The organism is Arthrobacter sp. P1_A5 (genome assembly GCF_056406825.1).
This window is the reverse complement of record NZ_JBFTZL010000001.1, coordinates 109,170-135,584: the sequence shown is the minus strand read 5'-3', so window position 1 is coordinate 135,584 and position 26,415 is coordinate 109,170. Positions and strand designations below refer to the sequence as shown.

At 68.2% G+C, this 26,415-nt stretch carries 25 protein-coding genes; 10 read left to right on the top strand and 15 right to left on the bottom strand.

Annotation, left to right across the window (positions count from 1 at the left end; translation table 11 throughout):
* Nucleotides 1–272: 272 nt before the first annotated feature.
* The 5 genes from purB (at nucleotide 273) to AC1D1S_RS00600 (ending at nucleotide 8,565) form a co-directional block, all read left to right on the top strand.
* Entirely contained in the window at nucleotides 273–1,715 is a 1,443-nt protein-coding gene (gene purB / locus AC1D1S_RS00620) for an adenylosuccinate lyase (protein ID WP_476993490.1), read from the top strand.
* Nucleotides 1,712–2,383 (top strand): histidine phosphatase family protein, encoded by a 672-nt coding sequence (locus tag AC1D1S_RS00615; RefSeq protein ID WP_476946315.1) that lies wholly within the window; start codon nucleotides 1,712–1,714, stop codon nucleotides 2,381–2,383. The genes purB and AC1D1S_RS00615 overlap by 4 nt, the downstream gene beginning before the upstream one ends.
* 156 nt (nucleotides 2,384–2,539) lie before the next feature.
* Nucleotides 2,540–7,396: an NAD-glutamate dehydrogenase gene (locus tag AC1D1S_RS00610; RefSeq protein WP_476946314.1), complete on the top strand. Its 4,857-nt coding sequence runs from the start codon at nucleotides 2,540–2,542 to the stop codon at nucleotides 7,394–7,396.
* Nucleotides 7,397–7,556: 160 nt separating this feature from the next.
* The gene (locus AC1D1S_RS00605; protein WP_476993489.1) at nucleotides 7,557–8,060 is read left to right on the top strand and encodes a GNAT family N-acetyltransferase; all 504 of its coding nucleotides are present in this window, start codon (nucleotides 7,557–7,559) and stop codon (nucleotides 8,058–8,060) included.
* 70 nt (nucleotides 8,061–8,130) lie between these two features.
* A complete protein-coding gene (locus AC1D1S_RS00600) occupies nucleotides 8,131–8,565 on the top strand; it encodes an acyl-CoA thioesterase (RefSeq protein WP_079555099.1) in 435 nt (144 codons plus the stop codon).
* Here AC1D1S_RS00600 and AC1D1S_RS00595 read toward each other — a convergent pair.
* From AC1D1S_RS00595 to AC1D1S_RS00580, 4 genes are all read right to left on the bottom strand, one after another.
* Entirely contained in the window at nucleotides 8,504–9,556 is a 1,053-nt protein-coding gene (locus AC1D1S_RS00595; protein ID WP_476993511.1) for an FAD-dependent monooxygenase, read from the bottom strand. The genes AC1D1S_RS00600 and AC1D1S_RS00595 overlap by 62 nt on opposite strands.
* Before the next feature lie 44 nt (nucleotides 9,557–9,600).
* Complete coding sequence (locus AC1D1S_RS00590; protein ID WP_043436380.1) at nucleotides 9,601–9,993, bottom strand: nuclear transport factor 2 family protein; 393 nt, start codon at nucleotides 9,991–9,993, stop codon at nucleotides 9,601–9,603.
* Between the two features lie 117 nt (nucleotides 9,994–10,110).
* Entirely contained in the window at nucleotides 10,111–11,301 is a 1,191-nt protein-coding gene (locus AC1D1S_RS00585; RefSeq protein ID WP_476946313.1) for a 4-hydroxybenzoate 3-monooxygenase, read from the bottom strand.
* A 93-nt stretch (nucleotides 11,302–11,394) separates the two neighbouring features.
* Nucleotides 11,395–12,174: an IclR family transcriptional regulator gene (locus tag AC1D1S_RS00580; RefSeq protein ID WP_243178085.1), complete on the bottom strand. Its 780-nt coding sequence runs from the start codon at nucleotides 12,172–12,174 to the stop codon at nucleotides 11,395–11,397.
* Between the two features lie 133 nt (nucleotides 12,175–12,307).
* Between AC1D1S_RS00580 and AC1D1S_RS00575 the strand changes: the two genes are divergently transcribed.
* Nucleotides 12,308–13,624, top strand: coding sequence for an MFS transporter (locus tag AC1D1S_RS00575; protein WP_459385901.1), 1,317 nt, complete (start codon nucleotides 12,308–12,310; stop codon nucleotides 13,622–13,624).
* Between the two features lie 13 nt (nucleotides 13,625–13,637).
* Here the strand turns inward: AC1D1S_RS00575 and AC1D1S_RS00570 are convergent, their stop codons facing one another.
* Nucleotides 13,638–14,720, bottom strand: a complete 1,083-nt coding sequence (locus AC1D1S_RS00570; RefSeq protein ID WP_476993488.1) for an FUSC family protein — start codon at nucleotides 14,718–14,720, stop codon at nucleotides 13,638–13,640.
* A 231-nt stretch (nucleotides 14,721–14,951) separates the two neighbouring features.
* Between AC1D1S_RS00570 and mscL the strand changes: the two genes are divergently transcribed.
* The 3 genes from mscL (at nucleotide 14,952) to AC1D1S_RS00555 (ending at nucleotide 17,126) form a co-directional block, all read left to right on the top strand.
* Entirely contained in the window at nucleotides 14,952–15,467 is a 516-nt protein-coding gene (gene mscL / locus AC1D1S_RS00565) for a large conductance mechanosensitive channel protein MscL (protein WP_243178088.1), read from the top strand.
* 94 nt (nucleotides 15,468–15,561) lie between these two features.
* Complete coding sequence (locus AC1D1S_RS00560) at nucleotides 15,562–16,155, top strand: DinB family protein (protein ID WP_476993487.1); 594 nt, start codon at nucleotides 15,562–15,564, stop codon at nucleotides 16,153–16,155.
* A 101-nt stretch (nucleotides 16,156–16,256) separates the two neighbouring features.
* Nucleotides 16,257–17,126, top strand: a complete 870-nt coding sequence (locus tag AC1D1S_RS00555; protein ID WP_476993486.1) for an ACT domain-containing protein — start codon at nucleotides 16,257–16,259, stop codon at nucleotides 17,124–17,126.
* A gap of 63 nt (nucleotides 17,127–17,189) precedes the next feature.
* On the opposite strand, the gene AC1D1S_RS00550 is transcribed toward AC1D1S_RS00555, so the two are convergent.
* Nucleotides 17,190–18,149 (bottom strand): diacylglycerol/lipid kinase family protein, encoded by a 960-nt coding sequence (locus AC1D1S_RS00550; RefSeq protein ID WP_043436382.1) that lies wholly within the window; start codon nucleotides 18,147–18,149, stop codon nucleotides 17,190–17,192.
* Nucleotides 18,150–18,321: 172 nt separating this feature from the next.
* Here AC1D1S_RS00550 and AC1D1S_RS00545 point away from each other — a divergent pair, with 172 nt between their 5' ends.
* Entirely contained in the window at nucleotides 18,322–18,558 is a 237-nt protein-coding gene (locus AC1D1S_RS00545) for a hypothetical protein (protein ID WP_028277604.1), read from the top strand.
* A gap of 53 nt (nucleotides 18,559–18,611) precedes the next feature.
* Here AC1D1S_RS00545 and AC1D1S_RS00540 read toward each other — a convergent pair whose 3' ends face one another.
* From AC1D1S_RS00540 to pcaH, 9 genes are all read right to left on the bottom strand, one after another.
* Nucleotides 18,612–19,418: an IclR family transcriptional regulator domain-containing protein gene (locus AC1D1S_RS00540; RefSeq protein WP_028277605.1), complete on the bottom strand. Its 807-nt coding sequence runs from the start codon at nucleotides 19,416–19,418 to the stop codon at nucleotides 18,612–18,614.
* A gap of 62 nt (nucleotides 19,419–19,480) precedes the next feature.
* Nucleotides 19,481–20,188 carry a 3-oxoacid CoA-transferase subunit B gene (locus AC1D1S_RS00535; RefSeq protein WP_230007404.1) on the bottom strand — a complete coding sequence of 236 codons (708 nt, stop codon included), beginning with the start codon at nucleotides 20,186–20,188 and terminating at the stop codon, nucleotides 19,481–19,483.
* A gap of 1 nt (nucleotide 20,189) precedes the next feature.
* Nucleotides 20,190–20,849: a 3-oxoacid CoA-transferase subunit A gene (locus tag AC1D1S_RS00530; RefSeq protein ID WP_229993600.1), complete on the bottom strand. Its 660-nt coding sequence runs from the start codon at nucleotides 20,847–20,849 to the stop codon at nucleotides 20,190–20,192.
* 18 nt (nucleotides 20,850–20,867) lie between these two features.
* A complete protein-coding gene (locus AC1D1S_RS00525; protein WP_243178095.1) occupies nucleotides 20,868–22,067 on the bottom strand; it encodes a thiolase family protein in 1,200 nt (399 codons plus the stop codon).
* Nucleotides 22,064–22,549 carry a 4-carboxymuconolactone decarboxylase gene (pcaC, locus tag AC1D1S_RS00520; RefSeq protein ID WP_476993485.1) on the bottom strand — a complete coding sequence of 162 codons (486 nt, stop codon included), beginning with the start codon at nucleotides 22,547–22,549 and terminating at the stop codon, nucleotides 22,064–22,066. The genes AC1D1S_RS00525 and pcaC overlap by 4 nt, the downstream gene beginning before the upstream one ends.
* Nucleotides 22,546–23,364, bottom strand: a complete 819-nt coding sequence (locus tag AC1D1S_RS00515; RefSeq protein ID WP_243178097.1) for an alpha/beta fold hydrolase — start codon at nucleotides 23,362–23,364, stop codon at nucleotides 22,546–22,548. Before AC1D1S_RS00515 ends, pcaC begins: the two co-directional genes overlap by 4 nt.
* A complete protein-coding gene (locus tag AC1D1S_RS00510; RefSeq protein ID WP_476993484.1) occupies nucleotides 23,357–24,886 on the bottom strand; it encodes a lyase family protein in 1,530 nt (509 codons plus the stop codon). The genes AC1D1S_RS00515 and AC1D1S_RS00510 overlap by 8 nt, the downstream gene beginning before the upstream one ends.
* Complete coding sequence (gene pcaG, locus AC1D1S_RS00505; protein ID WP_476993483.1) at nucleotides 24,883–25,473, bottom strand: protocatechuate 3,4-dioxygenase subunit alpha; 591 nt, start codon at nucleotides 25,471–25,473, stop codon at nucleotides 24,883–24,885. The genes AC1D1S_RS00510 and pcaG overlap by 4 nt, the downstream gene beginning before the upstream one ends.
* Nucleotides 25,466–26,374: a protocatechuate 3,4-dioxygenase subunit beta gene (pcaH, locus tag AC1D1S_RS00500; RefSeq protein ID WP_459385913.1), complete on the bottom strand. Its 909-nt coding sequence runs from the start codon at nucleotides 26,372–26,374 to the stop codon at nucleotides 25,466–25,468. Before pcaH ends, pcaG begins: the two co-directional genes overlap by 8 nt.
* Nucleotides 26,375–26,415: the final 41 nt, after the last annotated feature.

Below are 26,415 nucleotides of genomic sequence, written 5' to 3'. Positions count from 1 at the left end.
GCACCGCCACACTGCCCCCAGGTCCCGGTGGCATCCCGCTACTGACCGGCCTCATCCCAGCCTCATCCCGGTGATCTGCCTCATCCAGCTGCCCATGAACCGACGCTAGCGGGCTGGCCCGTGCCCGCTGAAGAGAGCCGCCCGGCTATGTGGACAACGTCCCGGACCGCCAGGACCTGCCAGCCGGCCATGTCATCCGGCCATGTCATCCGGCAATGTCACAAGGACGGGGGCGCTTAAGGCCCGGCGGCACTTCGTGAAAGAATCGCCATATGCCTGAAACTGCCGCCACAGCTGATACCCGCACGCCGTCCGGACGCCTGGCCCTCGCCGCGTCCGACCACCAGATCGCGCTCGGCCCGCTGGATGGCCGCTACCAGTCCGCCGTCGCGCCGCTGGTCGACTACCTTTCCGAGGCCGCCCTGAACCGCGACCGCGTGGCTGTTGAGGTCGAGTGGCTGATCCACCTGACCGGCAACAGCGTCCTGCCCGGCGCCGGGCCGCTCACGGCGGAACAACAGGAGCAACTGCGTGCAATCGTCACGGAGTTCGACGCCGCCTCCGTCGCCGAACTGGCCGAGATCGAGGCCGTTACGGTCCACGACGTCAAGGCCGTGGAGTACTACATCGGCCGCCGCCTGCCCGGCATCGGAATCGACCGGCTGACCGCCATGGTGCACTTCGGCTGCACCTCGGAAGACATCAACAACCTCTCCTACGCCCTGGGCATCAAGGGGGCCGTGGAGGATGTGTGGCTGCCTGCGGCCCGCGCCCTCGTCGCCCAGATCAGCGCCATGGCCGGGGACAACCGCGCCGTGCCGATGCTCTCCCGCACCCACGGCCAGCCCGCCACGCCCACCACGCTGGGCAAGGAACTGGCCGTCATCGCGCACCGGCTCAACCGGCAGCTGGACCGGATCGCCCGCACCGAATATCTCGGCAAGATCAACGGCGCCACCGGCACCTACGCCGCACACGTCGCCTCCGTCCCGGGCGCCGACTGGGAGCAGGTCGCCAAGGGCTTCGTCGAAGGCCTCGGCCTGACCTGGAACCCGCTGACCACCCAGATCGAAAGCCACGACTGGCAGGCCGAACTCTATGCCGACGTCGCGCGTTTCAACCGCATCCTGCACAACGTCTGCACCGACATCTGGAGCTACATCTCGATCGGGTACTTCGTGCAGATCCCGGTGGCAGGCGCCACGGGCTCCTCAACCATGCCGCACAAGGTGAACCCGATCCGTTTCGAAAACGCCGAGGCCAACCTTGAGATCTCCTCTGGCCTGCTGGACGTCCTCGGCTCCACCCTGGTCACCTCCCGCTGGCAGCGCGATCTCACCGACTCCTCCTCGCAGCGCAACATCGGTGTGGCGTTCGGCCACTCGCTGCTCGCCGTCTCGAACGTTGCCAAGGGCCTGGACCGGCTCAAGGTTGCCGAGGACGTGCTGGCCGCGGACCTTGACACCAACTGGGAAGTCCTGGGCGAGGCCATCCAGATGGTTATGCGCGCCGAGGCCATCGCCGGCGTCGACGGCATGGAAAACCCGTACGAACGGCTCAAGGACCTGACCCGCGGACAGCGCGTGGATGCCGCCCGGATGCAGGAATTCGTCCAGAGCCTCGGCTTGTCCGCCGACGCTGAAGCCCGCCTGCTGGCGCTGACCCCGGGCAAGTACACGGGCATCGCGGACCAGCTGGTGGACCACCTCAAATGAGGCTTCTGCTCATCCGGCACGGCCAGACGCCCGGCAATGTGCTGGGCCAGCTGGACACTGCGCACCCGGGGCCCGGGCTGACCGAACTCGGCGAGCGTCAGGCCGAGACGTTGTCCCGCGCCTTGGCGAACGAGCGGATCCTTGCCCTGTACGCCTCCACCCTGGTTCGGACGCAGATCACAGCGGCACCGCTCGCCCGGGTGCACGGGCTGGAAACCGAGGTGCTGGAGGGCCTTCACGAGATCGAGGCCGGGTCGCTGGAAAAGCGCACGGACCACGAATCGCACAAGCGGTACATCGGCATCATTTCTTCGTGGGCGGACGGCGAGCTGGACCGCCGGATGCCTGCCGGTCCCAGCGGCCGGGACTTCTTTGAGCGCTACGACGCCGCCATCGCCAAAATAGCGGCACGGACAAATGGGGCGGGGGGCTCAGGATCCGTGGCCGTGGTCAGCCACGGCGCAGCCATCCGGGTCTGGGCCGGCCTGCGGGCGGACAACATCGAACCGGACTTTGCCATCAGRCACGTGCTGGACAACACCGGAATCGTGGCGCTGGAAGGCGATCCCGCCAACGGCTGGGAACTCATCCACTGGGACGACAGTCCCGTGGGCGGACTGGCACTGGCGGATCCGACGGCGGAGGATCCCACCGGCCGTCCGGCATAGCGGGCCCGTCCGTCCCCGGCGGGCGTACAGGCCGTCCCGGCGGGACGTACCGGGTCTGGACTCCTCACGGGAACGCGGCGATGATGAAAACAGGCGTGGGGACAGGATGGTCGGCCGCGGCATGCGGTTGAGCCCGCGCAGTGGAGGCGCAGGGGCATGTCACGCAAATCGGTACACCGGGGGCATGCGCCCGGCCGCGTTTTCCCCGGCTTCGATGAACAGTTCCTCGCGGCGTACTACGAGCACGCTGCGCCGGAGGACCTCCAAGGCTACAGTCCCGAAAACCTGGAGCAGCGCTCCAGGCACCATGCGGAACTAGCGGACGGCCGTCCGGCGGGCACGGCGGCCGTCGACATCCTGAACGAAAGCGACGCCAGCGTCCTGCTGGTGGTTGCCGACGCCATCCCGCACCTGATCCATTCGCTTACTGCGGAGCTGGCCCGCCAAAACGAGTCCATCCGGTTACTGGTGCATCCCAATTTTCTGGTGCGGCGGGATCCGCGGACTGATCGGTTGGTGGAGGTACGGCATGGGTCCTCGCAGTCCGGACCGACGGGCCCAATTGCTGGCGTCCCGGGCGCCGCGGCGACCGGCACGGTCCAGGACCCGCCGGGGTGGAGATCCGAAACGTGGGTGGCGGCAGAGATAGGCCGCCTGCCGGGGTCACGGGCCATCGCGGAGCTCACCGCCAACGTGCGGCGTGTCCTGGCGGACGTCCAGTTGGTCGCTGATGACACCCCAGCCATCCACGCCCGTCTCGCCCGCACCATCAACTCCCTGGACCTGCTGCCCGCCGGCACGGTTCCGACTCCGGAGCAGCTCGGTGAGCTCCTGGGCTGGCTGGACCGCGGCAACTTCATGTTTCTGGGATACAGCGAATATGAATACTCGACGGCGGAGGGCCCGGATGTTGTGTCGTTGCTGCCCGGCGCGGGGCTGGGCCTGCTCAGGGACGGGCGGCCGGAGGCCCGCCAGCCTGTTACGGGGCTGCCCCATTCGCAGGTCCTCACCATCTCCATTTCGGATCTGAGATCATCCGTCCCCCGTCCGGCTTACTTGGATGAAATCCTCGTCCGGACCTTCGGTAGCGCCGGGAAGGCCACGGGAGAAGTCAGGTTTGTGGGCCTTTTCGCCCCGGGCGCCACGGGCCGGTCCGTGCGACGCATCCCGCTCATCCGGGACAAGGTACGCGCCATCCAGGAGCGCTTCGGCTTCACCGAGGCCTCCCACCCTGGCAAGCAGCTCCTCACCGTCCTCGAGTCCTTCCCCCTGGACGAGCTGTTCCACCGGGACCTGGATGAACTTTCCGGGCTTGCCCGGGAGATTCTGCGCCTGCAGGCCCACCACCAGACACGGGTGTTCCTGCGCGCTGACAGCTACGGGCGCTTCATGACCGCGCTGGTGTTCCTCCCCCGGGCCAGGTACAGCACGGCCGTCCGCCTCCGGATTGAACACGAGCTTAAACAGGCTTTCGGGTCCTCCTCGCTCGAGTTCGAAGTCAGGCTTAGTGAATCCCCGATGGCCCGCGTGTTCTTCCGGATACTGTTGCCCGCCGGCGGGATGCCCGACGTCGATCCCGCTGAAGTGGAGCGGAGCGTTGTCAGCGCAACGCGGACGTGGGCCCAGGGCTTGGACGAAGCGCTCCGTGACAGGTTGCCGTCGGCGGAGGCCAGCCGGTTGTCGGCGCTGTGGTCCGCCGCCTTCCCGGCCAGCTACCGGGCTGATTTCGAGGTCGAGGACGCGGTCGAGGACATCACTACGTTTGAGCGGTTCGATCTCGACGGCACGGGCGGGCGACCGCTGAACGATCCCCAGCTGGCCGTTTATGTCCGCCCCGATGCCTCCCCGACGCTGGCCGAAGACGCCCGGATCCGGCTTTACCTGACCACCGCCCACAGCCTGACGCGGATCCTGCCGTTCTTCCACAACCTCGGACTGGAGGTGCTGAACCAACGGCCCTTCGATGTGGTGCGCGGGAGGGACCGGGCCTTGTTCCTCTATGACCTTGGCGTCCGCTACCCGGCCGGCGTGGATCCGTCCCGCACCAGCGGGCTGCTGGGGGATGCCTTCGGAGCTGCCATGCGTGGGGACTCAGAATCGGACCGCTTTGACGGCCTCGTCCTCCGGGAGGGCATCGAATGGCGCCAGGCGGCAATCCTGCGCAGCTATGCCAAGTACCTGCAGCAATTGGGCACAACGACCTCCTACGGCTTCATGGCCGATACCCTGCTGGTCAATGTCCGGGCAACCCACGCGCTCCTGGCACTGTTCAGGGCCAAGTTCGATCCCGAGCTGGAGGTGGCACGCCGGTTGGGGGACACCGACGCGGCCCGGAGGGATCTGCTGGCCGCGATCGACGACATTCCCGTCCTCGACGCCGACCGGCTGCTGCGCACCTTCATGAACCTGGTGGAATCCACGCTCCGCACTAACTACTTCCAGGCGAAGCCCCACCTGAGCTTCAAACTGAACCCTTCCGCGATCGCTGGCGCCCCGCTTCCCCGTCCCAAATACGAAATCTGGGTGTACTCGCCCCGCGTGGAAGGCGTCCACCTGCGCTTCGGGGCACTGGCCAGGGGCGGGCTGCGCTGGTCCGACCGGAGCGAGGATTTCCGCACTGAGGTCCTTGGTTTGGTCAAGGCGCAGAACGTGAAGAACTCGGTGATAGTGCCAACCGGCGCCAAGGGCGGCTTCTATCCCAAACAGTTGCCGGACCCGGCCATGGACCGCGACGCCTGGCTGACGGAGGGCCTGGAATGCTACCGGACCTTCGTCCGCGGGCTGCTGGACATCACCGACAACCTGGTCACCACCGCCCACGGCGAAACAGTGGTGCCTCCGGCGCGACTGGTGCGGCACGACGTCGACGACTATTACCTCGTGGTGGCGGCGGACAAGGGAACAGCGTCATTTTCCGACGCTGCGAACGCGGTGGCCGCGGAGTACGGCTTCTGGCTGGGCGATGCCTTCGCGTCCGGCGGGACCGTGGGCTATGACCATAAGCAGATGGGCATCACGGCCCGCGGGGCCTGGGAATCGGTGAAACAGCATTTCCGCGAACTCGGGATGGACTGCCAGGTGGAGGACTTCACAGTTGCCGGCATCGGCGATATGGGCGGCGACGTCTTTGGGAACGGAATGCTCCTCTCCCGCCACATCCGGCTGGTGGCGGCTTTCGATCACCGCCACATCTTTCTTGACCCGGCGCCGGATCCGGGGGCCTCGTTCGAGGAACGGCGGCGGCTCTTTGCCCTCCCCCGCTCATCTTGGGCGGACTACGATCCAGCACTGATCAGCGAGGGCGGTGGTGTCCACTCCCGCCGGGCCAAGTCCATCAGCATCACGGACCAGGTCAGGAGCTCTCTGGGCCTGGAACCGGGACCCGTGTCCCTGCCGCCGCACGCTCTGCTTCAGGCCATCCTCCGGGCGCCCGTGGACCTGCTGTACAACGGCGGCATCGGAACTTACATCAAGGCGTCATCAGAGGCCAGCACCGGGGTTGGCGACAAGGCGAACGACCCCGTCAGGGTCAACGGCAATGAAGTGCGGGCGAAGATCATCGCCGAGGGCGGGAACCTCGGAATCACGCAGCTCGGGCGGATCGAGGCCGCCCTGTCCGGCGTCCTGCTCAATACCGACGCCATCGATAATTCAGCCGGCGTGGACTGCTCGGATCATGAAGTAAACATCAAGATCTTCGTGGACCGGATGATCGCGGCGGGAAAGATGTCGTCGCCGGAACGCGCCGGCTTCCTGCATTCCCTCACCGACGAGGTGGCCCGCCTTGTGCTGGCCAATAACGCGGACCAGAATGTCCTGCTCTTCAACGACCGGCACCTGGTGCGGGAATGGAGCCCGGGCTTCGAACGGACCATGGACTGGCTCGAGAACGCCACGGACCTTGACCGCAAGCTGGAGGGCCTGCCAAGCAACGAACAACTCAGGGAACGGCTGCGGTCAGGTGAGGGGCTGACCGCGCCGGAACTGTCGGTGCTGGCCGCCTACGCAAAGATCGAACTGGCAGCGGAGCTCAACGCCAGTGACCTTGCCGATGACCCGTGGTTCCGGCGCGTGCTCCGCGGCTACTTTCCACGCCAGCTGTCCGAACGCTTTGAAGCAGAGCTGGCGGACCACCCGCTGCGCCGCCAGATCGTGTGCACAGTGGTGGCCAACGACATGATCAATCTCGGCGGAATCACCTTCGCCTTCCGTGCCACCGAGGAAACCACTGCCACCGCCGCCGCTGTTGCCAGGGCCTTTGTGGTGGCGCGCGAGGCCTACGACCTGCCGTGGATCGTCACCCGGCTGGCCGCACTCCCCGCCGGATATCCCACCGAACACGTCGCCGAGGCGACGCTGCACATGCGCCGGATCCTCGACCGGGCCACGCGATGGTACGTGACGCACGACCATCGCGACCAGCCCGTTGCCGCGGCCTTGGACAGGATCATGCCCACCCTGGAACTGCTGCGGACCCAAACATTGGACTACCTCCGCGGCTCCGACCTGGACCGCGCGGAAGACAGACTCGCGCACTGGGCCGCCGTGGGGATGCCCCGGGAGCTGGGCCTGCGCGCCTCGGACCTGTTGGAGAGTTTCGGGTTGCTGGACATCTCCCTAATCTCCGAACAGGTGCGCGAACCCATCCCCACTATTGCTGACCTGTACTACGCGGTGTTCCAGCGCATCGGCGCCGCGAACCTGCTGCTCAGCATCACCGACCTGCCCCGGCAGAGCCGCTGGGAGTCTCTCGCGCGGGCAGCCCTGCGCGACGATGTGTATTCCGCCGTAGCCGACATGACCGTGTCGGTAATGGCGACAACCCAGGGCCTGAATGCCACCGACGCCGGCACGTCCGATGCCGTGGAGCGCATCGTGGCCTGGGAACGCGGGCACCAGGAGCAGCTGGCACGGATCAAGGACACCTTCGCGGAAGTGACCAAACCGGGCCAAGTGGATATCGCCTCGATCTCCGTGGCGCTGAAACTCCTGCGGACACTGGTGCGCCGCTAGGCTGTGGCCGTCGCCACGTCGACCCGGAAAGTCGAGCCGGAAGCCGCAACTGCACTGCCATCCATCCACAGTTCTCGCGACGCTTACCGGCAGGAAACACAGCCGAAACCGCTGGTGCCTASCCTTGGACTGCATAACACTTCGGCGAATCGAGGCAGTGATGCAGACCAACCCGCGGCTCAACATCCGTCAGGTCACTTGGGCAAACCCCGTCGGAGCGGACCTGAGGGCAGCCCAACAGGCGGAACTCGAGGCCCGCTTCGGCCGGCCCGACCACGAACCCGGGCCGCCGCCGTCGGAAGCTGACACGGCGGTGTTCCTGGTGGCGCACGACAAGGCCTCGGGCCAGCCGGTGGGCTGCGGCGGCCTTCGCATGCTGGACGCCACCACCGCTGAAATCAAACGCCTCTACGTACTGCCCTACACCCGTGGCTCAGGAGTGGCGAGCTCCATCCTCGCGGCCCTCGAAGCCCACGCCCACGCGCTGGGAATCACCACCCTGACGGCGGAGGCCGGCTCGGTGCAGACCGACGGGCGGCAGTTCTACGAGAACTGCGGCTTCGTGTCCGTGCCGAACTTCGGGCCTTATGTCGGCCTGGTGCACTCGTACTGCTACGCGAAGCCGATCGATTCGCACAGCGCCGCGCACACCGCCATGGCGTGAGGCCGCGCGCCGCCCCGGGCCGGCTGCGTCACACAACGCCGCCGGTCACGGAGTCGGCTAACCTCGCACTATGGAATCGGCCGACATCACCTTCCGCACCCGCAAATGGGTGCGGCCCGAGGACCTCAACGCCAACGGCACCCTGTTCGGCGGGAGCCTGCTGAAGTGGATCGACGAGGAGGCGGCCATCTACGCCATCCTGCAGCTGGGCAACGGCCGGGCCGTCACCAAGTACATCTCCGAAATCAACTTCGTCAGCTCCGCGGTCCAGGGCGACCTGATCGAGATGGGTCTGACCGCGACCCGTTTCGGCCGGACGTCGCTGACGATGCGGGCCGAAGTCCGGAACATGATCACGCGCCGCAGCATCCTCACCATTGATGAGATCGTCTTCGTGAACCTGAGCCCGTCCGGGAAGCCGGAGCCGCACGGCTATACCGAGATCACCTACGACCGGGACCGGATTCCGACGCACCATCTGACCGAGACCCTGGACCAGGACTAGCCAGGCCCAGCAGCGCGTCCCGCACAGGCTGGCCCCGCTCCGCCAGGGCCAGCCGCATCACGGCCGACGACGCCCACCGCAACGCCTGCGTGCGGAGGTGGCGCGCCCGGTTGTAGGCGCTCAGCGCCTCGTCCACGGGCCGGTTATTGAGCAGCGCCGCGAGGGTCACGGCGTCGACCAGCGCCTCGCAGGCACCCCGGCCGAGGTTGGGTGTCATCGCGTGGGCGGCATCCCCTAGCAGTGCCACCCGGGAGCGGACATAGCGACCAAGCGGCGGCGTCGTCCAGATCCGCTGCACCAGGGTCGTTTCCGGTACCGCATCGGCCAGGACGTCGCGGATGCCCGGGGCGTAGCCTCCGTAGCGGGCGCGGGTCTCCGCCAGGACCGCGGCGACGTCGAGGCTTCCCTGTCCCGCCCCGGTGCGGAACGCCGCGTACCAGTTGGTCCCGGCCGCCGCGGGACCAATCCCGAAGAGCTGCCCGCGGCCCCAGTATTCGCCCGTGAGCCCACGCCACAGCGATCCGGGAACCACGCCGCGGACCGCGACGTAGCGGGTGGGCCGGGCACCGGAGCGGGCACCCCAGCAGCTGCGGCKCACCGCGCTGTGGACACCGTCGGCGCCCACCACGAGGCCGGCAGGACCAGGACGGACGACGTCGAGGCGGCCGGACACCCGGCGCACGCTGCCCGGGACTGCACCGTCGAGGAGCCGGATGAGATCAACCCGGGAGACGCCGATCAGCCCCGTCGCCTGCGCTGATGTCCAGGCCCTGCCGGAGGCCGCCCGGACGGTCATGCCGTCGATCACCGGGCTGGCCTCCCTGACGGCGTCCAGGATGCCCAAATCGCCCAGGGCGCGCTGGGCCGCGGGCCACATGGCCAAGGATGTCCCCACGGTCGGGAGCCCGTACCGCTGTTCGGTGACGGTGACCTCGAAACGCGCGGGATCCAGTCGGGCTGCAAGAGCCAGCCCGGCGATGCCGCCGCCGATGATGGAAACAGCCTGCGGGCGGGGCCGATCATGCGGTTGTTCGGTCAGGTCCAGAAGTCGTCTGCCTTGGCCGTGTCCTCGAAGAACTCCCGTCCTTCCGCGATCTGTCCGTCGCGGACCACGAACGTGATGACGGTCGGCATGTCCAGGGTTTTGCCGTTGGCTTCCCCGTGGGTTTGCTGGATCGCGACCGTATGGTTTTCCCCGCCGACGATGTCCTCGACGTTGGCTTGGAAGTGACCTTGGGTGCGCGCTCCCAGTTCACCGAAGTACGCCAGGATCGCGTCGCGGCCCTGTTTGGTTCCGGATAGCACGCCGCTTCCGGCAACGTGCCAGACTGCGTCCTCCGCGAACAGGTCGCTGAGGGTCGCCATATCCCCTGCGTTGAAGGCCGTGTAACCCCGCCGGACCAGTTCAACATTCTCTGCGGTTCCCATGATCGGACACCTCTCCATCGTCCTTGTCGGGTCATGCTGGGACGGTTATAGGCTAGTCCTGGCCCCTAGGCCTGTCGATGGAAATATCAACCCCCTGCCGGGATTCCGGCCGGTGCTCTAGCGGGCGCCCGGCCAGCCGGTGTAGGCCTCCGCGAGGTAGGCGCTGCCGTGGCGGGAGGACACCACGGACTGGAGCTCGCCAAGCTGGCGGGCGCGGGAGAAATCATCGGCGCCGGCAGGGGTGTGCAGCATGGAAGTCATCCAGTAGGAGAACTGCTGGGCCTTCCACACCCTGTTCAGGGCGCGGTCGCTGTAGGCGTCCAGGAGCGCGGTGGAGCCGCTGGCATAGAAGCTGTCGAATCCCTCGAAGAGGACCTTGACGTCATGCAGCGCCAGGTTCAGGCCCTTGGCCCCGGTGGGCGGCACCGTGTGCGCGGCGTCCCCGGCGAGGAACAGGTTGCCGTGCCGCATGGGGGCGTGGACGAAGCTGCGGAATTTCAGGACCGTCTTGTCGATCACGGGCCCTTCCTTGACCTCGAAGCCGTTGCCGTTGACGCGGCTGCGGAAGGCGTCCCAGATGCGGTCCTCATCCCAGTTGTTGACGTCCTCGTTGGGGTCGCACTGGAAGTACATCCGCTGGACCGTCTCCGTGCGCTGGCTGATCAGGGCGAAGCCGTTCTCCGAGTTGGCGTAGATCAGCTCGGCGGAGCTGCGCGGCGCCTCGGCCAGGATGCCGAACCAGGCGAAGGGGTACTCGTGGAAGTACCATTTGCGGTGCGCCTCGGGAATCTGGAACCGGCAGTGGCTGCGCGAGCCGTCCGCGCCGGCGATGAAGTCGGCCTGGACCTCGTAGTCGACGCCGTCCGCATCGGTAAACCAGACCTTGGGCTTGGCTTCGATGTCGTGGATGGTGGTGTCCGTGACGCCGTAGCGGACATCGCCGCCGTCGGCCTTCCTGCGTGCGGCGAGGTCCAGGAACACGTCCGTCTGCGGGTACAGCCACACCGATTCCCCGACGAGGTCCTGGAAGTCGATCCGGTGGCTTTCGCCGTTGAACCGCAGTTCGATTCCGTCATGCCGGTCGCCGTCACGCAGTACGCGGTCGGAGACACCGCTGTCGACGAGCATGTTGACCGAGCCGTGCTCAAGGATGCCGGCACGGACCGTCTCGGAGATCTCCTGGTGGCTGCGGATCTCCAGGACGGTGGATTCGATGCCGGCCTTGGCCAGCAGGTGGGACAGCATGAGTCCGGCCGGGCCGGCACCGATGATGGCTACCTGGGTGGTGATGACTTTTCGCTGTGCCATGTGCGTCTCGCTTCGTTGCGGGGTCCGGGCGGTCGGAGCCGGGGCCGTTTTCGTCTTCCGGCTAACAGTGTGCTCCCCCGGGGGTGATGCGCGTTACATGGATTCCGCTGAATGGAATACGGGATTCTCGCGGGGCTCTCCCAGCCGCCGCCCGATCCCCCGCGCCGCCGTCTGGAGGGCGGGAACAAGCGCCTGCAGGCGCGCCTCGCGAAGGGGAACAACGACGCCGAGGGCCGCCACGGTGTGCTTCCTGCGGTCCAGCACCGGAACCGCGATCCCCCACGTGTCAGGGTCCACGACGCCGGCCAGCTGGGCATAGCCCCGATGGGCGGCCTCGCCAAGGAGGGCGCGGAGATCCTCCAGGGGCAGCCGGCCGGTCGGATCACTGAATCCCTCGAGGTACTCGGCCTGGACGGGGCGGGGCTGGTTGGCCATGAGCACCAGCCCGGCGGAGGACACGTGCACGGGCATCCGGCCGGCCACCTGCGCCCGGTTGGCGACGGAGCCGCGGCGGGACAGCCGCTCCACAAAGAGCGCTTCCCGCCCGTCCAGCACGGCGAGGTTCACGTTTTGATGCAGCACCTGCTGGATGTCCTCCATGAACGGCAGGGCCGCCTGGCGGAGTTCGAGCGTGGGGGAATTGCGGTTGGCGAGCTCCCAGAGCCGCAGGCCCAGGCTGACGGAGCCGCCGGGGCCGACGTCGAGCAGGCCGTGCCCGGCCAACTGCCGGACGAGCCTGTGCGCGGTGGTCAGGGGGAGCTCGGCCCTCGCGGCAAGCTCCGAGAGCGGCAGCGCCGTGACGCCTTCAGGGAACGCGGCAATCAACCGCAGGACCCGGTCCACCACCGAGTCGCCGGAGTTCGAATTGGCCACCAAATCCCTTCCGTTGAATGGTTTTAAGTGTCCCATGCAACACGGCGCGGTGATACAACTCTCACAATGGAAAGAGGCCCCGCGAACACCGGCCAGGGCACGGAATCACCTAAACACTAGCGCTGAGGTAACAATGTCAACGTCGTCATTGGACAAGTCGTCGTCATCGGGAGAGAAATCACGGTGGCCCGTGTGGCTCTGCTGGCTGGCCATGGTGCTGGACGGCTTTGACCTGGTGGTGCTCGGCACGGTCATCCCGACCCTCATCAAGTCGCAGGAACTTGGCTTCGACGCCGTTGGGGCGACGTTCGCGGCAACCGTCTCCCTGGTCGGTGTGGGGCTCGGCGCGCTCTTCATCGCCCCGCTCTCGGACCGCTTTGGCCGGCGGAACCTGCTGGTGGCCTGCGTGGCGTGGTTCTCCCTCTTTACGATCGCCGTCGTCTTCGCACCCAACGTGGCGTGGTTCAGCGCGTTCCGGCTGCTGGCGGGGCTCGGCCTGGGCGCCTGCCTGCCCGCCGCCCTGGCGTACATGAACGACTACGCACCCGCCGGAACGGCCGGAAAGTCCACCACCCGGACCATGACCGGGTACCACGTCGGCGCCGTGGCCACCGCGTTCCTGGCCCTCATGGTCATTCCAAGCTGGCGGACCATGTTCGTGGCCGGCGGCCTGGCCGGCTTCGCCCTGGTCCCCTTCCTGTGGTTCAAGCTTCCGGAGACCCTCCCGCCGGTCCACCACATCCCTGCGGCCGCCAAGTCCCCGGCCGGCGCTTCCCCGGCCGGCAGCCAGGCCCGCGCGCAGGCCGCGGCCGCGCCCGCGGAAGAACGCGCCAGCTTCCGGGATCTGGGCCGCAAGCCCTACCCGCTGATTGCGGCCGGTGTGGCCGTGGCGTCCTTCATGGGGTTGCTGCTGGTCTACGGCCTGAACACCTGGCTGCCGCAGCTCATGGCCTCCGCCGGCTACAGCCTGAACGCCGGCCTCGCCTTGCTCCTGGTCCTGAACGTGGGCGCCGTGGTGGGCCTGCTGATCGCCGGGGTCCTGGCCGACCGGCACGGGACCAAGAAGATCGTCCTGCTCTGGTTTGGCCTCTCCGCCGTGTTCCTGGCCGCGCTCAGCATCCAGATCCAGAACGAAGTGGTGCTCTATGCCGCCGTCTTCGTCACCGGCGTCTTCGTCTTCAGCTCCCAGGTTCTGGTCTACGCCTGGGTCACCCAGCTCTTCCCCGTCCGCCTGCGCGGCACCGCTTTGGGCTTTGCCGCCGGCGTGGGCCGGCTGGGGGCAATTATGGGCCCGGCCGTCACCGGCGCGCTGGTGGCCGCCGGCATCGCCTACCCGTGGGGCTTCTATGTTTTCGCGGCCGCCGCGGTCCTGGCGGTCCTCGCCCTCGCCTTTGTTCCGCAAACCGTCCCGGCAGTGTCCCGCGCCGGCGCCAGCGTCGGGCACCCGTAGCCGTCAGGCGCTCCTAGGAGAAGCGCTCCGGGGTCCGCGCCTCGCGGCGGACCCTGAGTTTGCGCCACGCGCCGGGCGCCAGCACGACGGCGATGCCGACGGCGGCACCGATGATGGTCTCCACGATTCTGTCGCGGAGCAGGATGCCGGGCGGCACGGGTGCCACGAGAAGCGTGGAGATCAGCGCCAGCGGCGTGACGAAAACCTGGGCCAGCATGTACTGGCGCGCGATGAACATCTCGGCGCCGAACTGGCACGCGGCAATGACCAGCACCGTCTGCCAGGGCGTCGGCTGCAGGAGCAGGATGCCGGCGAGCAGCACCAGCCCCAGGGCTGTGCCCGCGATTCGCTGCAGGCCGCGGCTGACGCGGTGCCGGGTGGTGTGGCCCACCAGCGGAACGACGGCGGCCACCATCGCCCAGTAGTTGTGGCCAATGCCCAGCCATTCCCCGGCCAGGGTCCCCAGCGTTCCCGCCAGGCCTGCCGCCACGAGGTAACCCCAGCTTTCGTGCCACGCGGTGCGTTTCTCCCGCGGAGTGAGGGCCGCCGGTCTCGGATTTACCCACGGGGTCCGGTGGCTCCGGGCCACCCGCGAGGACAGGCCGAGCAGCAGGGAGAATGCCACCGTGAGGACCGCCACCAGCATGGCCTGCCACAGCGGCGGCTGGTTGGGGATTGACGCGATGGCCGCGAACGCGAAGATGTGGAACAGCGAACCGGCGGGGCGCAGGCGCCACCAGGCGACAACCAGGGAGCATCCCCACGCGATCACGGTCGTGGCCACCACCAGGACCCAGGTGGTGTCTGCCGCCGACAGCCCGGCCAGGGCGTCCACCCGCGCGGTGAGGGAGGCCAGGAACATCACCAGCAGCATCAGCCCGCCGCCCCGGACCTGCAGGGTCAGGCGCCTGGCGTGCGGCTCGTTGCGGCCGTAGATGCCGGTGAAGGCGCCGAAGGAAGCGAAGATTGCCAGGTCCAGGCGGTCCAGCAGCACCAGCGTGATCAGCGGAACAAAGACTCCCACGGCGCAGCGGAAGGCAACCTGGTGGTCCTTGTTGCCCGGCGCGATGGTGAACATCTCGGCGAACACTTTCATGGCGCCGGCCTTACAGCGAAAAAGCTCTTCATGGGCGGGTTCTCACGGGTCGGGATGCCTTTCGTTGCAGCCGGAGTGTTACGACGGCGGCGCTGGCATCCAAGGGGGAGTTTACGCCGGAACGGCGCGGCGGCGGCATCGGAATCCGTTGATCGGGATCGGCCGGCTGCACCGCGAAGTGGTAGCGTCTATCGGTTGAATCAAGCCCGCAACGCACACCGGAGGTTCCCCATGCTCAGAGGATTCAAGGATTTCATCCTGCGCGGCAACGTGATCGAACTATCCATTGCCGTCGTGGTCGGCACCGCCTTCACGGCCCTGGTCAGCGCGTTCACCGCAAACGTCGTCAACCCGATCCTGGCTGCCGCCGGCGGGGTCGAGACCCACGGCCTGGGCTTCTACGTCTGGCCTGGCAACGACAAGACCTTCATCAACATCGGCGCCGTGGTGACGGCCTTCCTGACCTTCCTCATCACCGCCGCGGTGGTGTACTTCATTTTCGTGGCCCCCATGAACCGGATCAACCGAATGGTCAAGAACCGGCTCAAGGCAGCCGAGCCCGAGGAGAAACCCATCCCGGCCGACACCGCGCTGCTGGCCGAGATCCGCGACCTGCTGGCCAATCTGGCCGGCCCGGACTCCGCCGCCACCCGTGCCCGCGTCGGGGATCACCCGGACGGGGAGTACCCGGATGGCAAGGCACACTCGTCCGAGCCGGCCGGAACCGCAATCCGAACTCACGTCTGACCCCTCCTTGCCTGGCCCTCTGGCGGGCGGCCGGACCGGAGTGCTTTGATGTAGGGGCCCCGCCGCGCGAACCTGGCTGCCAAGGAGGAACACCATGCCGGACCTTAAGTGGAACCACGAGCTGGTGGACCAACTGGACTGGCATTTTGCCAACCAGGCCCGGCCGCGGCTGGACGGGTTGAGTGACCACGAGTACTTTTGGGAGCCGGTACCGGGCTGGAATGTCCGCCGCAAAGACGCCTCAACACCCCCGGCCGCGCCGGGTTCGGGCGAATTCACCATAGATTTCAGCTACCCGGAGCCCGTTCCTGCTCCGGTGACAACCATTGCGTGGCGCCTGTGCCACATTCTGGTCGGCGTCCTCGGCGCACGCACGGCATCGCACTTTGGCGGCCCACCGGTGGACTACCAGAGCTTCGCCTACCCCGGCACCGCGGCCGGGGCGCTGGCCCAGCTGGACGCGTACTACGGCCGGTGGATCCACGGCGTGAAGGGCCTCCACGAATCGGGTTTGGCGGCACCCTGCGGGCCGGCCGAAGGCCCGTACGCCGATGCCCCCATGGCAGCACTGGTCCTGCACATCAACCGTGAGATGATCCACCACCTGGCCGAGGTCGCCCTGCTCCGCGACCTTTACGCCCACCGCCACCTGCTCCTGCGCGGCCCGGAGGGTGGACCGGGCTTGTAACAGCACGATCACCTGGCCTGGCCTGGCCCGGTCCCGGTCCCGGCGCGAAACCGTCACCCGGCGGCAACCCGGCCGAAACAGCCGGCCGGAATCATGGGAGCATGACGCGCAACGCTAAAGGCAAAAACCCTGCCAAAACCACCGGCAAAGCCCAGTCCCCGGCCACTTCCGAGTTGAGCTGCGAAGTGTGCGGCCAGATGCCCGAACCGACCAAGGCACGGCTGACCTTGGCCAATGTCGCCGTGATGCTCCCGATCGAACTGCTGGTGCACGCGGCGGTGGTGGAAACCCACCTGCCCTACGTTGCCAAGGTCCTGGTGCTGACCCTGACCGCGACCATCCTGGTGATCTGGGTGGCCGAACCCTCGGCGGCCCGGATGCTCAGGGGCTGGCTGCATGCCCCGGCCCTGCGGAACCGTAAACGGCTCGGCGCCGCACCCGCCCTGTGGCGGGCGCGGACCGTCCTGAAAGACAAGCCCGGGTCGCTGCAGAAACTGACGCAGGCCCTGGCCGCGCTGAACACGAACATCCTCAGCATTCATGTTCACCCCGTGGCCGGCGGTGTGCTGGACGAGTTTGTGCTCTCGGCCCCGGGCGAAGTCCGCGAAGCCGAGCTGCTCCGGGCGCTGCGGGCCGGCGGCGGAGCGGACCCGCACGTCTGGCCGACCACCGCCCTGGCCATGGCCGACGGGCAAACCGGCGCACTGAGCCTGGCCGCCCGGATCGCCGCCAGCCCGGAGGAGCTGCCGCTGGCGGTCGCGGAACTGCTGCGGGCACGGATCATCGCCGGCAACACCGAGGTCCCACCCCAGACGGGCGGTGACGGGACGGTCCTGAAGATCCCTACGGCATGGCACGGGCCCATCACGTTTTCCCGGCCCGGCGAGCCGTTTACGCCTGCCGAATCCGCCCGCGCACACCGTTTGGCCGAACTCGCGGAGATCCTGGCGCACCGGCCGGCGGCGCGTTAGCCGGCACGGCCGGCCGGTGGCCCGGCTGGCCGGTGAAATAGCCGGCCGATGGTTGGCGCAGGGTCAGATGCCTGTCATCCGGATGGTGAGGGCATCCTGCTCGACCGTGACCTTGAGGTGCTTGGCCTTGCCGAGGGGGTCGCCGTCGAGCTGGAATTCCTGCTCGTGGGCGAGTTCGATCTCGGCTGACTTTCCAGCGAAGTATTCCACCGACGCGTTCTTGGCGTTCCTCCGGCCGAAGACGCCGGCCAGCACATCCAGCCAGCCGAACCGGCCGATGGGGGCCAAAATCACGACGTCCAGGATGCCGTCGTCGATCTTGGCGTCGGGAAAGATCTCCACACCCCCCATGATCTTGCCGCAGTTACCCACCATCACGCTGCGGATGCGGCGCCGTACCGGGTGCTCGCCGTCCATGCTGATTTTCGCCCTGATGGGCTTGCCCGGCAGGTGCCGGATGCCCGCCTCAACGTACGCGAGCCAGCCCACGCGGTCCTTGAGTTCGTCGACGGTGTTGGCCATGATCGCAGCGTCGTAGCCAAGTCCGGCCATCACCAGGAAGGTGGATTCCGTCTCGGCGTGGTCCAGCGTGGCCTTCACTACGTCCACCTTGGTGTCCGTGCCGCTCAGGACGTCGTAGCTGGCCGCCACGGGGTCGGTGATGTCGATGCCGAGATTGCGGGCCAGCAGGTTCCCGGTCCCCAGGGGCACCAGGCCCATCGGCGTTCCGGTGCCTGCGAGGACTTCCGCCACGCAGCGGACCGTTCCGTCGCCGCCTGCGGCGATTACGACGTCGACTCCGGCCTCCAGCGCCTCGCGGGCCTGGCCCAGCCCGGTGTCCTCCTTCGTGGTTTCCAGCCACAGCGGCTCCGCCCAGCCCTGGGTCTCGCACAGGCGGAAGAAGGAGGCGCGGAAGCTGTCGCCGGGAGACTTCATGGGGTTGATAACCACGGCGGCGCGCCGGGACGCTGTATTGTCCCCGGTTTCCAGGGTCTCCGACGTCGCGGTGCTGTTCTCTGTCATGGCGTCCTTAGGGGCAATTCGGCGGAGGGTTCCCGAACTAAAATCCTAGCCGCAGTGCCCGCGTAACCTGCGCAGGGCCGGCGCGAATCGTGGACGTGCGCTCCGCAGGCTCACTAGACTGGACTTCGTGATGTGCCGGAGGCTGCGCTCCGGACGCCGAAAGCGGGGGCAGATGACTGAAACAGAGAATTACTCAGCGACGGCAGAATCATCCAGCGTCGATCCGCACGACTGGGGCCGGGCGATGGCACTGGCGCTCACGCGGCTGGCCGAGCAGATCGCGCCCGGAGGCAGCGAAGACATCCATGCCCTGTTGGTGGGCAGGGACCTGCATTTGAAAATCGGTGACGAACCCGGTGGCGTGACGATCACGGTTTCAACAGAGCCGATCCCGGATCCCGCTACCTGACGGTTATCTTCCCAGGACGTACCCCTTCCCAGACGTACCGTCTGAAACGCGTTTCACCGGCCCGAGGTCAGGTCCTCGGAGATAATTTCCGCCGTGGCCAGCGCCGCCTCACGCACGGCCTTGAGGTAGGAGTCCGGATCGGGCTGCGCGGATACCGTCTGGGCCTGCAGCGAGACGTTGATGGCCGCCACCACTTTCGGCCCGTCGTGGACGGGCGCCGCAATGGACATCAGGCCCAGCTCCAGCTCCTGGTTCAGCAGGCACCAGCCCTGGGCGCGAACAGTATCCAGCTCCGCCAAGAGGGCGGCCCGCGTTCCGATGGCTCCGGGAGTCAGGGGCCGGATCTCGGCTGCCGCGAGGTACTCTTCCAGCTTCGCCGGCGGGAGGGCCGCGAGCAGCACCCTGCCCATGGACGTGGCGTAGGCGGGGAAGCGGGTGCCCACCGTGATGCCGACCGTCATGATCCGCCGGGTGGACACCCGGGCGATGTAGGCGATGTCGGTGCCTTCGAGCACCGCGGCCGACGTCGACTCCCCCAGTTCGAGGGAGAGCTCTTCCAGGTGCGGCTGGGCGAGCTGCGGCAGGGAGAGTCCGGACAGGTAGGCGTAGCCGAGCTGCAGCACTTTGGCAGTCAGGGCGAAGATCTTGCCGTCCGTGCGGACATAGCCCAGCTCCGCGAGCGTGTGCAGGAACCGCCGGGCGGTGGCCCGGGTCAGCTCGGTCCGGGCCGCCACCTCGGTCAGCGTCATCTTGGGGTGTTCCGTGTCGAAGGCACGGATCACTGCGAGCCCGCGCGCCAGCGACTGCACGTACTGGTCGCTGGCCGCGGGCGCGCCGCCGCTCTTGGCTGGCTCAGTCATTTTCCGCCTCTCGGTCCCGCATCACTTTAGCGGTGCCCACAGCTTGTCCGGCCGCAGGCCTGTCAGCTTGGGTCCGCCGCCCGGAGCGGCATCGGGACCATGGCCTGGAGTTCCTCGAGCGTGCAGCCGAAGGTCTCCCGCACCTGGACGCCGTCGGGTCCGGTCAGGAAGACGGCCTTGTCGGTGTAGACGCGGGTCACGCAGCCGATCCCGGTGAGCGGGTACGTGCAGGTCTCCACGAGTTTGGACACGCCGTCGCGGGTCAGGAGCGTCATCATGACGAAGACGTCCTTGGCGCCGGTGGCGAGGTCCATGGCGCCGCCGACGGCGGGGATCGCGTCCGGGGCCCCGGTGTGCCAGTTGGCGAGGTCGCCGGTGGCGGAAACCTGGAAGGCGCCCAGGACGCAGATGTCCAGGTGTCCGCCGCGCATGATCGCGAAGGAGTCAGCGTGGTGGAAGTAGGACGCCCCCGGCAGTTCGGTCACGGGGATCTTCCCTGCGTTGATGAGGTCGCCGTCGATCTGGTCCCCGGTGGCCTCCGGGCCCATGCCGAGCATGCCGTTCTCGGTGTGGAGCGTAATGTTCTGCTCCGGCTCGAGGTAGTTCGAGACCAGGGTGGGCTGGCCGATGCCGAGGTTCACGAACGATCCGGGGACGATGTCGCGGGCCACGAGGCGGGCGAGATCGTCCCGGCCCAGCGGCTTGCCGGACGTCTGGAGATCAGCCTGGTTGCCGGTCCGCAGACTCTGGTCATTGGTTGGGATGCTCATCTCAGGCCACCTTCACAATGCTGTTGACGTAGATGCCGGGGGTCACGATGTTTTCCGGGTCCAGGCCGCCGGTCGGGACGATCCCGGACACCTGGGCGATGGTGTGTTTCGCGGCGGCGGCCATGATGGGGCCGAAGTTCCGCGCGGTTTTACGGTAGACCAGATTGCCCCTGCCGTCCGCCGTGAGGGCCTTGATCAGGGCGACGTCGGCGTGGATGGGGGTCTCGAACACCTGCCACTTGCCGTCCAGGAAGCGGGTTTCCTTGCCTTCGGCGAGCATGGTGCCGTAGCCGGTGGGCGTGAAGAAACCGCCGATCCCGGCGCCGGCGGCACGGATCCGCTCGGCGAGGTTTCCCTGCGGGACCAGTTCGAGCTCAACCTCGCCGGCGCGGTACTTGGCGTCGAAATGCCAGGAGTCGGACTGCCGCGGGAAGGAGCAGATCATCTTCTTCACCCGGCCTTCCTTGATCAGCAGGGCCAGGCCCTGATCGCCCTGGCCGGCGTTGTTGTTCACTACGGTCAGGCCGGTGGCGCCGCACTCCAGCAGCGCGTCGATGAGCTCGAACGGCTGCCCGGCGTTGCCGAAGCCGCCGATCATCACGGTGGAGCCGTCCTTGATGCCGGCGACGGCCTCGCCGACGGTGTCGATGAAATTCAGCATCTCTCTTTGCCCTGTCCTCTATGCCGCATCGCGGGAAGTTACGTTTTCGAGCACGACGGCGAGACCCTGGCCGACGCCGATGCAGATCGCGGCGACGCCCCAGCGCTGCCCGGAGGCCTGCAGGGACCGGGCCAGGGTGCCCAGGATCCGGCCGCCGGAGGCGCCGAGCGGGTGGCCCATGGCGATCGCGCCGCCGTGCCGGTTCACGATTGACGCGTCGATGCCCCAGGCGTTGATGCAGGCCAGGGACTGCGCGGCGAACGCCTCGTTCAGTTCGACGGCGCCGACCTGGTCCCAGCCGATGCCGGCCTTGGCGAGGGCCTTGTTCGCGGCCTCGACCGGGGCGTAGCCGAAGTACTGSGGATCGTTGGCGTGCGCGCCGCGCCCTGCGATCCGGGCCACAGGCTCCATACCCAGGAGCCCGGCGGCCTTTTCACTGCCCAGCCACGCCGCGGACGCGCCGTCAGAGAGCGGGGACGCGTTCCCGGCCGTGACGGTGCCGTTCCCGGTCCGGAACACGGTCTTGAGCCCGGCGAGCTTCTCCGCCGAGGACCCGGGACGGATGCCCTCGTCGCGGACCAGGTCCGTGCCCGGGACCGGGACGACGAGGTTGTCGTAGAACCCCTCGTCCCAGGCCGCGGCGGCGAGATTGTGGGAGCCGGCGGAGAACTCGTCCTGCGCCTGCCGGGTCACGCCGTACTTCTCCGCCAGCCGTTCGGTGGCCTCGCCCAGGGAGATGGTCCAGTCCGCCGGCATGGCCCGGTTCACCAGCCGCCAGCCCAGCGTGGTGGAGGCCAGGGTCAGGTCCCCGGCCGGGTAGGGCTTCTCGGTCTTGGGCAGCACCCACGGGGCCCGGGACATCGATTCGGCGCCGCCGATCAGCATCAGCTCGGCGTCGCCGGTGTTGATCTGGCGGGAGGCGATGATCGCCGCGTCCAGGGAGGAGCCGCAGAGCCGGTTGACCGTGGTGCCCGGGATGGAGACGGGCAGCCCGGCCAGCAGGGTGCCCATCCGGGCGACGTTGCGGTTCTCCTCGCCGGCGCCGTTCGCGTTGCCGAACACCACCTCATCGATCCGCTCGACGTCGAGGGCCGGGGCGCGCTTCACGGATTCCCGGATCACGTGCGCGGCAAGGTCATCCGGGCGGATCCCGGCGAGGCCGGAACCGAACTTCCCGAACGGCGTCCTCACAGCGTCATAGATAAATGCCTGATTCATGGGTTCTTGTCCGTTTCTGCTTCGTCCATGGCTGCGTCGTCCATGGAATGGAAAACCTGCTGGGCGGTCTTGAACGCGGTGTTGGCGGAGGGGACCCCGCAGTAGATGGCGGTCTGGAGCAGGATTTCCTTGATCTCGTCCCGGCTCAGGCCGTTGGTGATGGCGGCGCGGATGTGCATGGCCAGTTCTTCCCAGTGCCCGTGGGCCACCATGGCGGTCAGGGTGACGGCTGAGCGCATCTGGCGGCTGATCCCGGGCCGGGTCCAGATGCCGCCCCAGGCGATCCTGGTGATCATGTCCTGGAAGTCCTCGGTGAAGGAATCCTTGTTGGCGTTGGCGCGGTCCACGTGCGCGGCGCCGAGGACCTCGCGGCGGACTTTCATGCCGCCGTCGTAGATCTCCTGGCTGGTCGCGCCGGGCTGGACCACACCGTTGCGTTCGGGCCCGTTGAATTCGGCTCTGCCGGTTTCGGAGAGGGTCATGCTCCCGCTCCCTGGGTCTCGGTCCAGGTGATGAGGCCCTTGAGCAGCTCGGCGACGTGGCCCGGTGCCTCGAACGGCGCCAGGTGTGCCACGCCCTCCAGGCTGACGGCCGTAGCAGTGCCGCCGCCGGAGGTGATGCCCGCGGCGACTTCCCCGGCCATCGACGGCGGGGCGACGTCGTCCAGGGCGCCCGCCACAACCTGGGTGGGGACGCGGATGGTGCCGAGCTGGTCGCGCACGTCGAAGCCGGCCAAGGCCTCGCAGCAGAAGGCGTAGCTGAAGCGGTCGGCGTCCCGGAGGCTGTGCAGGAGCCGGCTGCTGAGCTCCGGCTGGCTCTCCATGAAGCCCGGCGCGAACCAGCGCTGCGCGGACCCCTGGATCATCACCGGTGTGCCCTGCGTGCGCACGGTTTCGGCGCGTTCCAGCCAGCCCTCGGCAGTGCCGAGCTTCGCGCCGGAGCACTGCACGGAGAGGCTCTTGAGCCGGTCGCCGTGCTTGATGCCAAGCTGCAGTCCGGTGGCGCCGCCGAGGGACACCCCGGCGTAGTGGAAGCGCGCGCCCGGGGCGATCGAATCGACCAGACCGATCACGGCATCCGCGAGGTCGGCGACCGTGAAGGTCTCCTCCGCCGCGGGCGAGACGCCGTGCCCGGGCAGGTCCCAGGCGATGACGTCGACGTCGGCGCCCAGCAATGTGCCGGCCTGGCTCCACAGCAGGGAGGATGTTCCGAGCGAGGGCCCGACGATGAGGAGGGGCTTGTCGCCGAGTTCGCGCTGGGGCGACAGCAGGACTGCTTTGACGGTGGGTCTAGCCACGGGAAGCTCCGTTCTGGATGTGGTGGGCGAGGGCGCCGGCGTGGCCGGTGTATTCCGGATAGGCCGCGAGGATGCGGCGGGAGATCTCAACGGCCTGGCCGAGGTAGTTGGCCGGGTTCAAAAGTTCCTCAAGCCGGGCGTCGCTGAGCAGCTCCTCCGGGACAGCGGCGCGGAGCAGTGCCCGGTAGGTGTCTGCCTGCTCCGCAGCCGGGGCCAGGAGCGTTTCGTCCACGACGGCCTGGAGCCGCTGTTTCCCGGTCCGGGCTGCTCCCGGGCCGGCGCCGTTCCCGTCCACAACGGTCCGGTCCAAAAGCGGTGCGACGGCGGCGTTGACGGCTTCGGAGAGCAGCAGCGGGCCGCCGAGCTCGAGGTTGCGGCGCATCGCGCCGGGGAAGACCGCCATCCCTTCGGCCAGTTCGCGCAGCTGCACCGCGGCGCCGAGGGCCAGGCGCAGCAGCTGGCGCAGGGCCGCCCATTCGCTGTGCCAGGCGCCGTCGGGGCGTTCGTCGTTGAAATTGGCGGCCGCGAGATGCAGCTGTGCGGCCAGTGCCGGGGCCTGCAGGGCGGCGCTGCGGATCAGCACGGAGAGCACGGGGTTCTGCTTCTGCGGCATGGCCGAGGACACGCCGCGCCCCGCGACGCGCGGTTCCGCAACCTCGGCAACTTCGGGCCGGCTGAGGAACAGGACGTCCGCGGCCACCTTTCCGGCCGCGTCGGTCACCGCCGCCAGCGCGTCGCCGAGCGAGGTTACGGCCAGCCGGTTGGTGTGCCAGGGGGCAGGAACGGGAGCGAGACCCAGGCGGGCGGCCAGCCGGTCGGCGAGGTCAAACGGGGACAGTGTCCCCGCGGCCGGCCCAGCGCCGGCAGTGAGTACAGCGCCGTCAATAAGTACAGTGCCGGAAGCGAGGGTCCCGGAGGCGCCGCCGGTCTGTACCGGCAGTTCGAGGGCCTCGAGCCGGCCGGCCGCGGCGGCCAGCCCGCTGAACCATTGCGCGGCCCGCAGCCCGAAGGTGTAGGGAAGCGAGTGCTGGGTCAGGCTGCGGGCGACACAAAGCGTGTGCCCGTGGGTTTCGGCGAGGCCGGCGAGGGCGGCCGTTGCCGACCGGAGCTCCGCGAGAAGTTCGCGGATGGCCCCGTCGGCCAGCACCATCAGGGCCGAGTCGAGCACGTCCTGGCTGGTCAGCGAGGTGTGAACGGCGCGGACGGCGCCGAGTCCGGCGGTGTCCAGGTTCCTGACCTGCTCCCGGAGGTCGGCGAGCAGCGGGATGACGGGGTTGCCGCCGCCTTGCGCCCGGACGGCGAGGCCCGCGACGTCGTACCGCTGCACGTCCGCGGCGGCTGCCACCACCGCGGCGGACCCGGCCGGGGCCAGGCCGGCCTCGTCCAGGACCGCCGCCCAGGCGGCCTCGACCTTGAGGATGGCGGCGAGCACCGCACGGTCCCCGGTCAGCGCCGCCACAAACGGCGACGCCGACACGGGACTGAGCAGGCCGGCGTCGCCGTCGGTTTCGAAGAAGGTCACTTGGAGGCACCCTCGGCGCTGCTGAAATCCAGGAACACGGTCTCGCCGTCGCCCTGGAGGCGGATGTCCCAGTTCAGTCCGCCGTCGGGATCCCGGCGTGCGATCAGGGTCCGGCGCCGGTCCGGGTCAAGCGAGCTGAGCAGCGGATTCTTGGCCAGGGCCTCCTCGTCCTCCGGCAGGTAGACGCGGGTGAACAGGCGGTTCATCAGGCCCCGGGCAAAGACGGCGACGGCGATGAACGGCGCCGCGCCCTCTTCGGTGGGGCCGGGGTTCACCGTGGTGAAGGTGAAGACGCCGGTGTTGCCGACAGCGCTGCGGCCGAAGCCGCTGAAGGTGTAGCCGTCCCGGACCAGGGAGCCCGTGCGGTGCGGGACCTTGCCGTCCGCGTCGGCCTGCCAGATCTCCAGGATCGCGTCCGGGATCGGGTGCCCGGCGCCGTCATAGACGGTGCCCTGGAGCCGGATGGAACCCGGGGATCCGGGAGCCAGGAGCTCGCGGTCCTTGGCAAAGGGCAGGGCGTAGCCATAGAACGGCCCCACGGTCTGGCCCGGTGTCGGGGTGAGTTTACCCACGGCGTTGCTATTCATTCTCATCGCCTCCTGCGCCCAATGCCTCGTTTTCGGTCCAGGTCCGCTTGGACCCGGTCAGGACGATGTCCCAGTTGTACGCCAGAGCCCATTCAGGCTTGGTCTGCTCGTGGTTGTAGGTGGCCACGAGCCGGTCACGGGCATCCTGGTCCACGATCGACTGGTAGATCGGGTCCAGCGGGAACAGCTGGTCACCGGGGAAGTACATCTGGGTGACGATCCGCTGGGTGAACTCCTGCCCGAACAGGGAGAAGTGGATGTGGGCCGGGCGCCAGGCATTGAGATGGTTCTTCCACGGGTAGGCGCCGGGCTTGATGGTGGTGAAGCTGTAGGAGCCGTCCGCGCCCGTGATGCAGCGGCCGACGCCGGTGAAGTTGGGGTCCAGCGGCGCCGGGTGCTGGTCACGCTTGTGGATGTAGCGGCCGGCGGAGTTCGCCTGCCAGATTTCGACGAGCTGGCCGGTGACGGGGCGTCCGTCGCCGTCGAGCACCCGGCCGGAGACCACGATGCGTTCGCCGAGCGGCTCGCCGTTGTGCGCGATGGTCAGGTCCGCTTCCAGCGCGTGCACGTCCATGTGCCCGAACGCCGGCGAGTACAGTTCGATGGTTTCCGGATCCGCGTGGTGCAGATCCTTGGTGGGGTGGCGCAGGACGCTGCTGCGGTACGGCGCGTAGTCGAGCCGCGGCTGGGTTTCGGCCGGGGCTCCGCCTTTGAGGGCCTGCGCGTACGCTTCGCCGATCGCCTTCATCTCGGCGCTGAGGTCCGCCTGCGACTCCGCGGCAGTATCCAAGGCATGGACAGCGGGCGCATGCGTCTTTGGTGCGGCCTCCGTGGCTTCGTCGGACACGTCCTCGGTGATCGGGTCGGCGTTGAAGACGTCGAGGTTGATTTCTTCAGGCACAGCAGCCTCCTTTCGTGGGTGTGTTTGTTGTTCGGATGGGG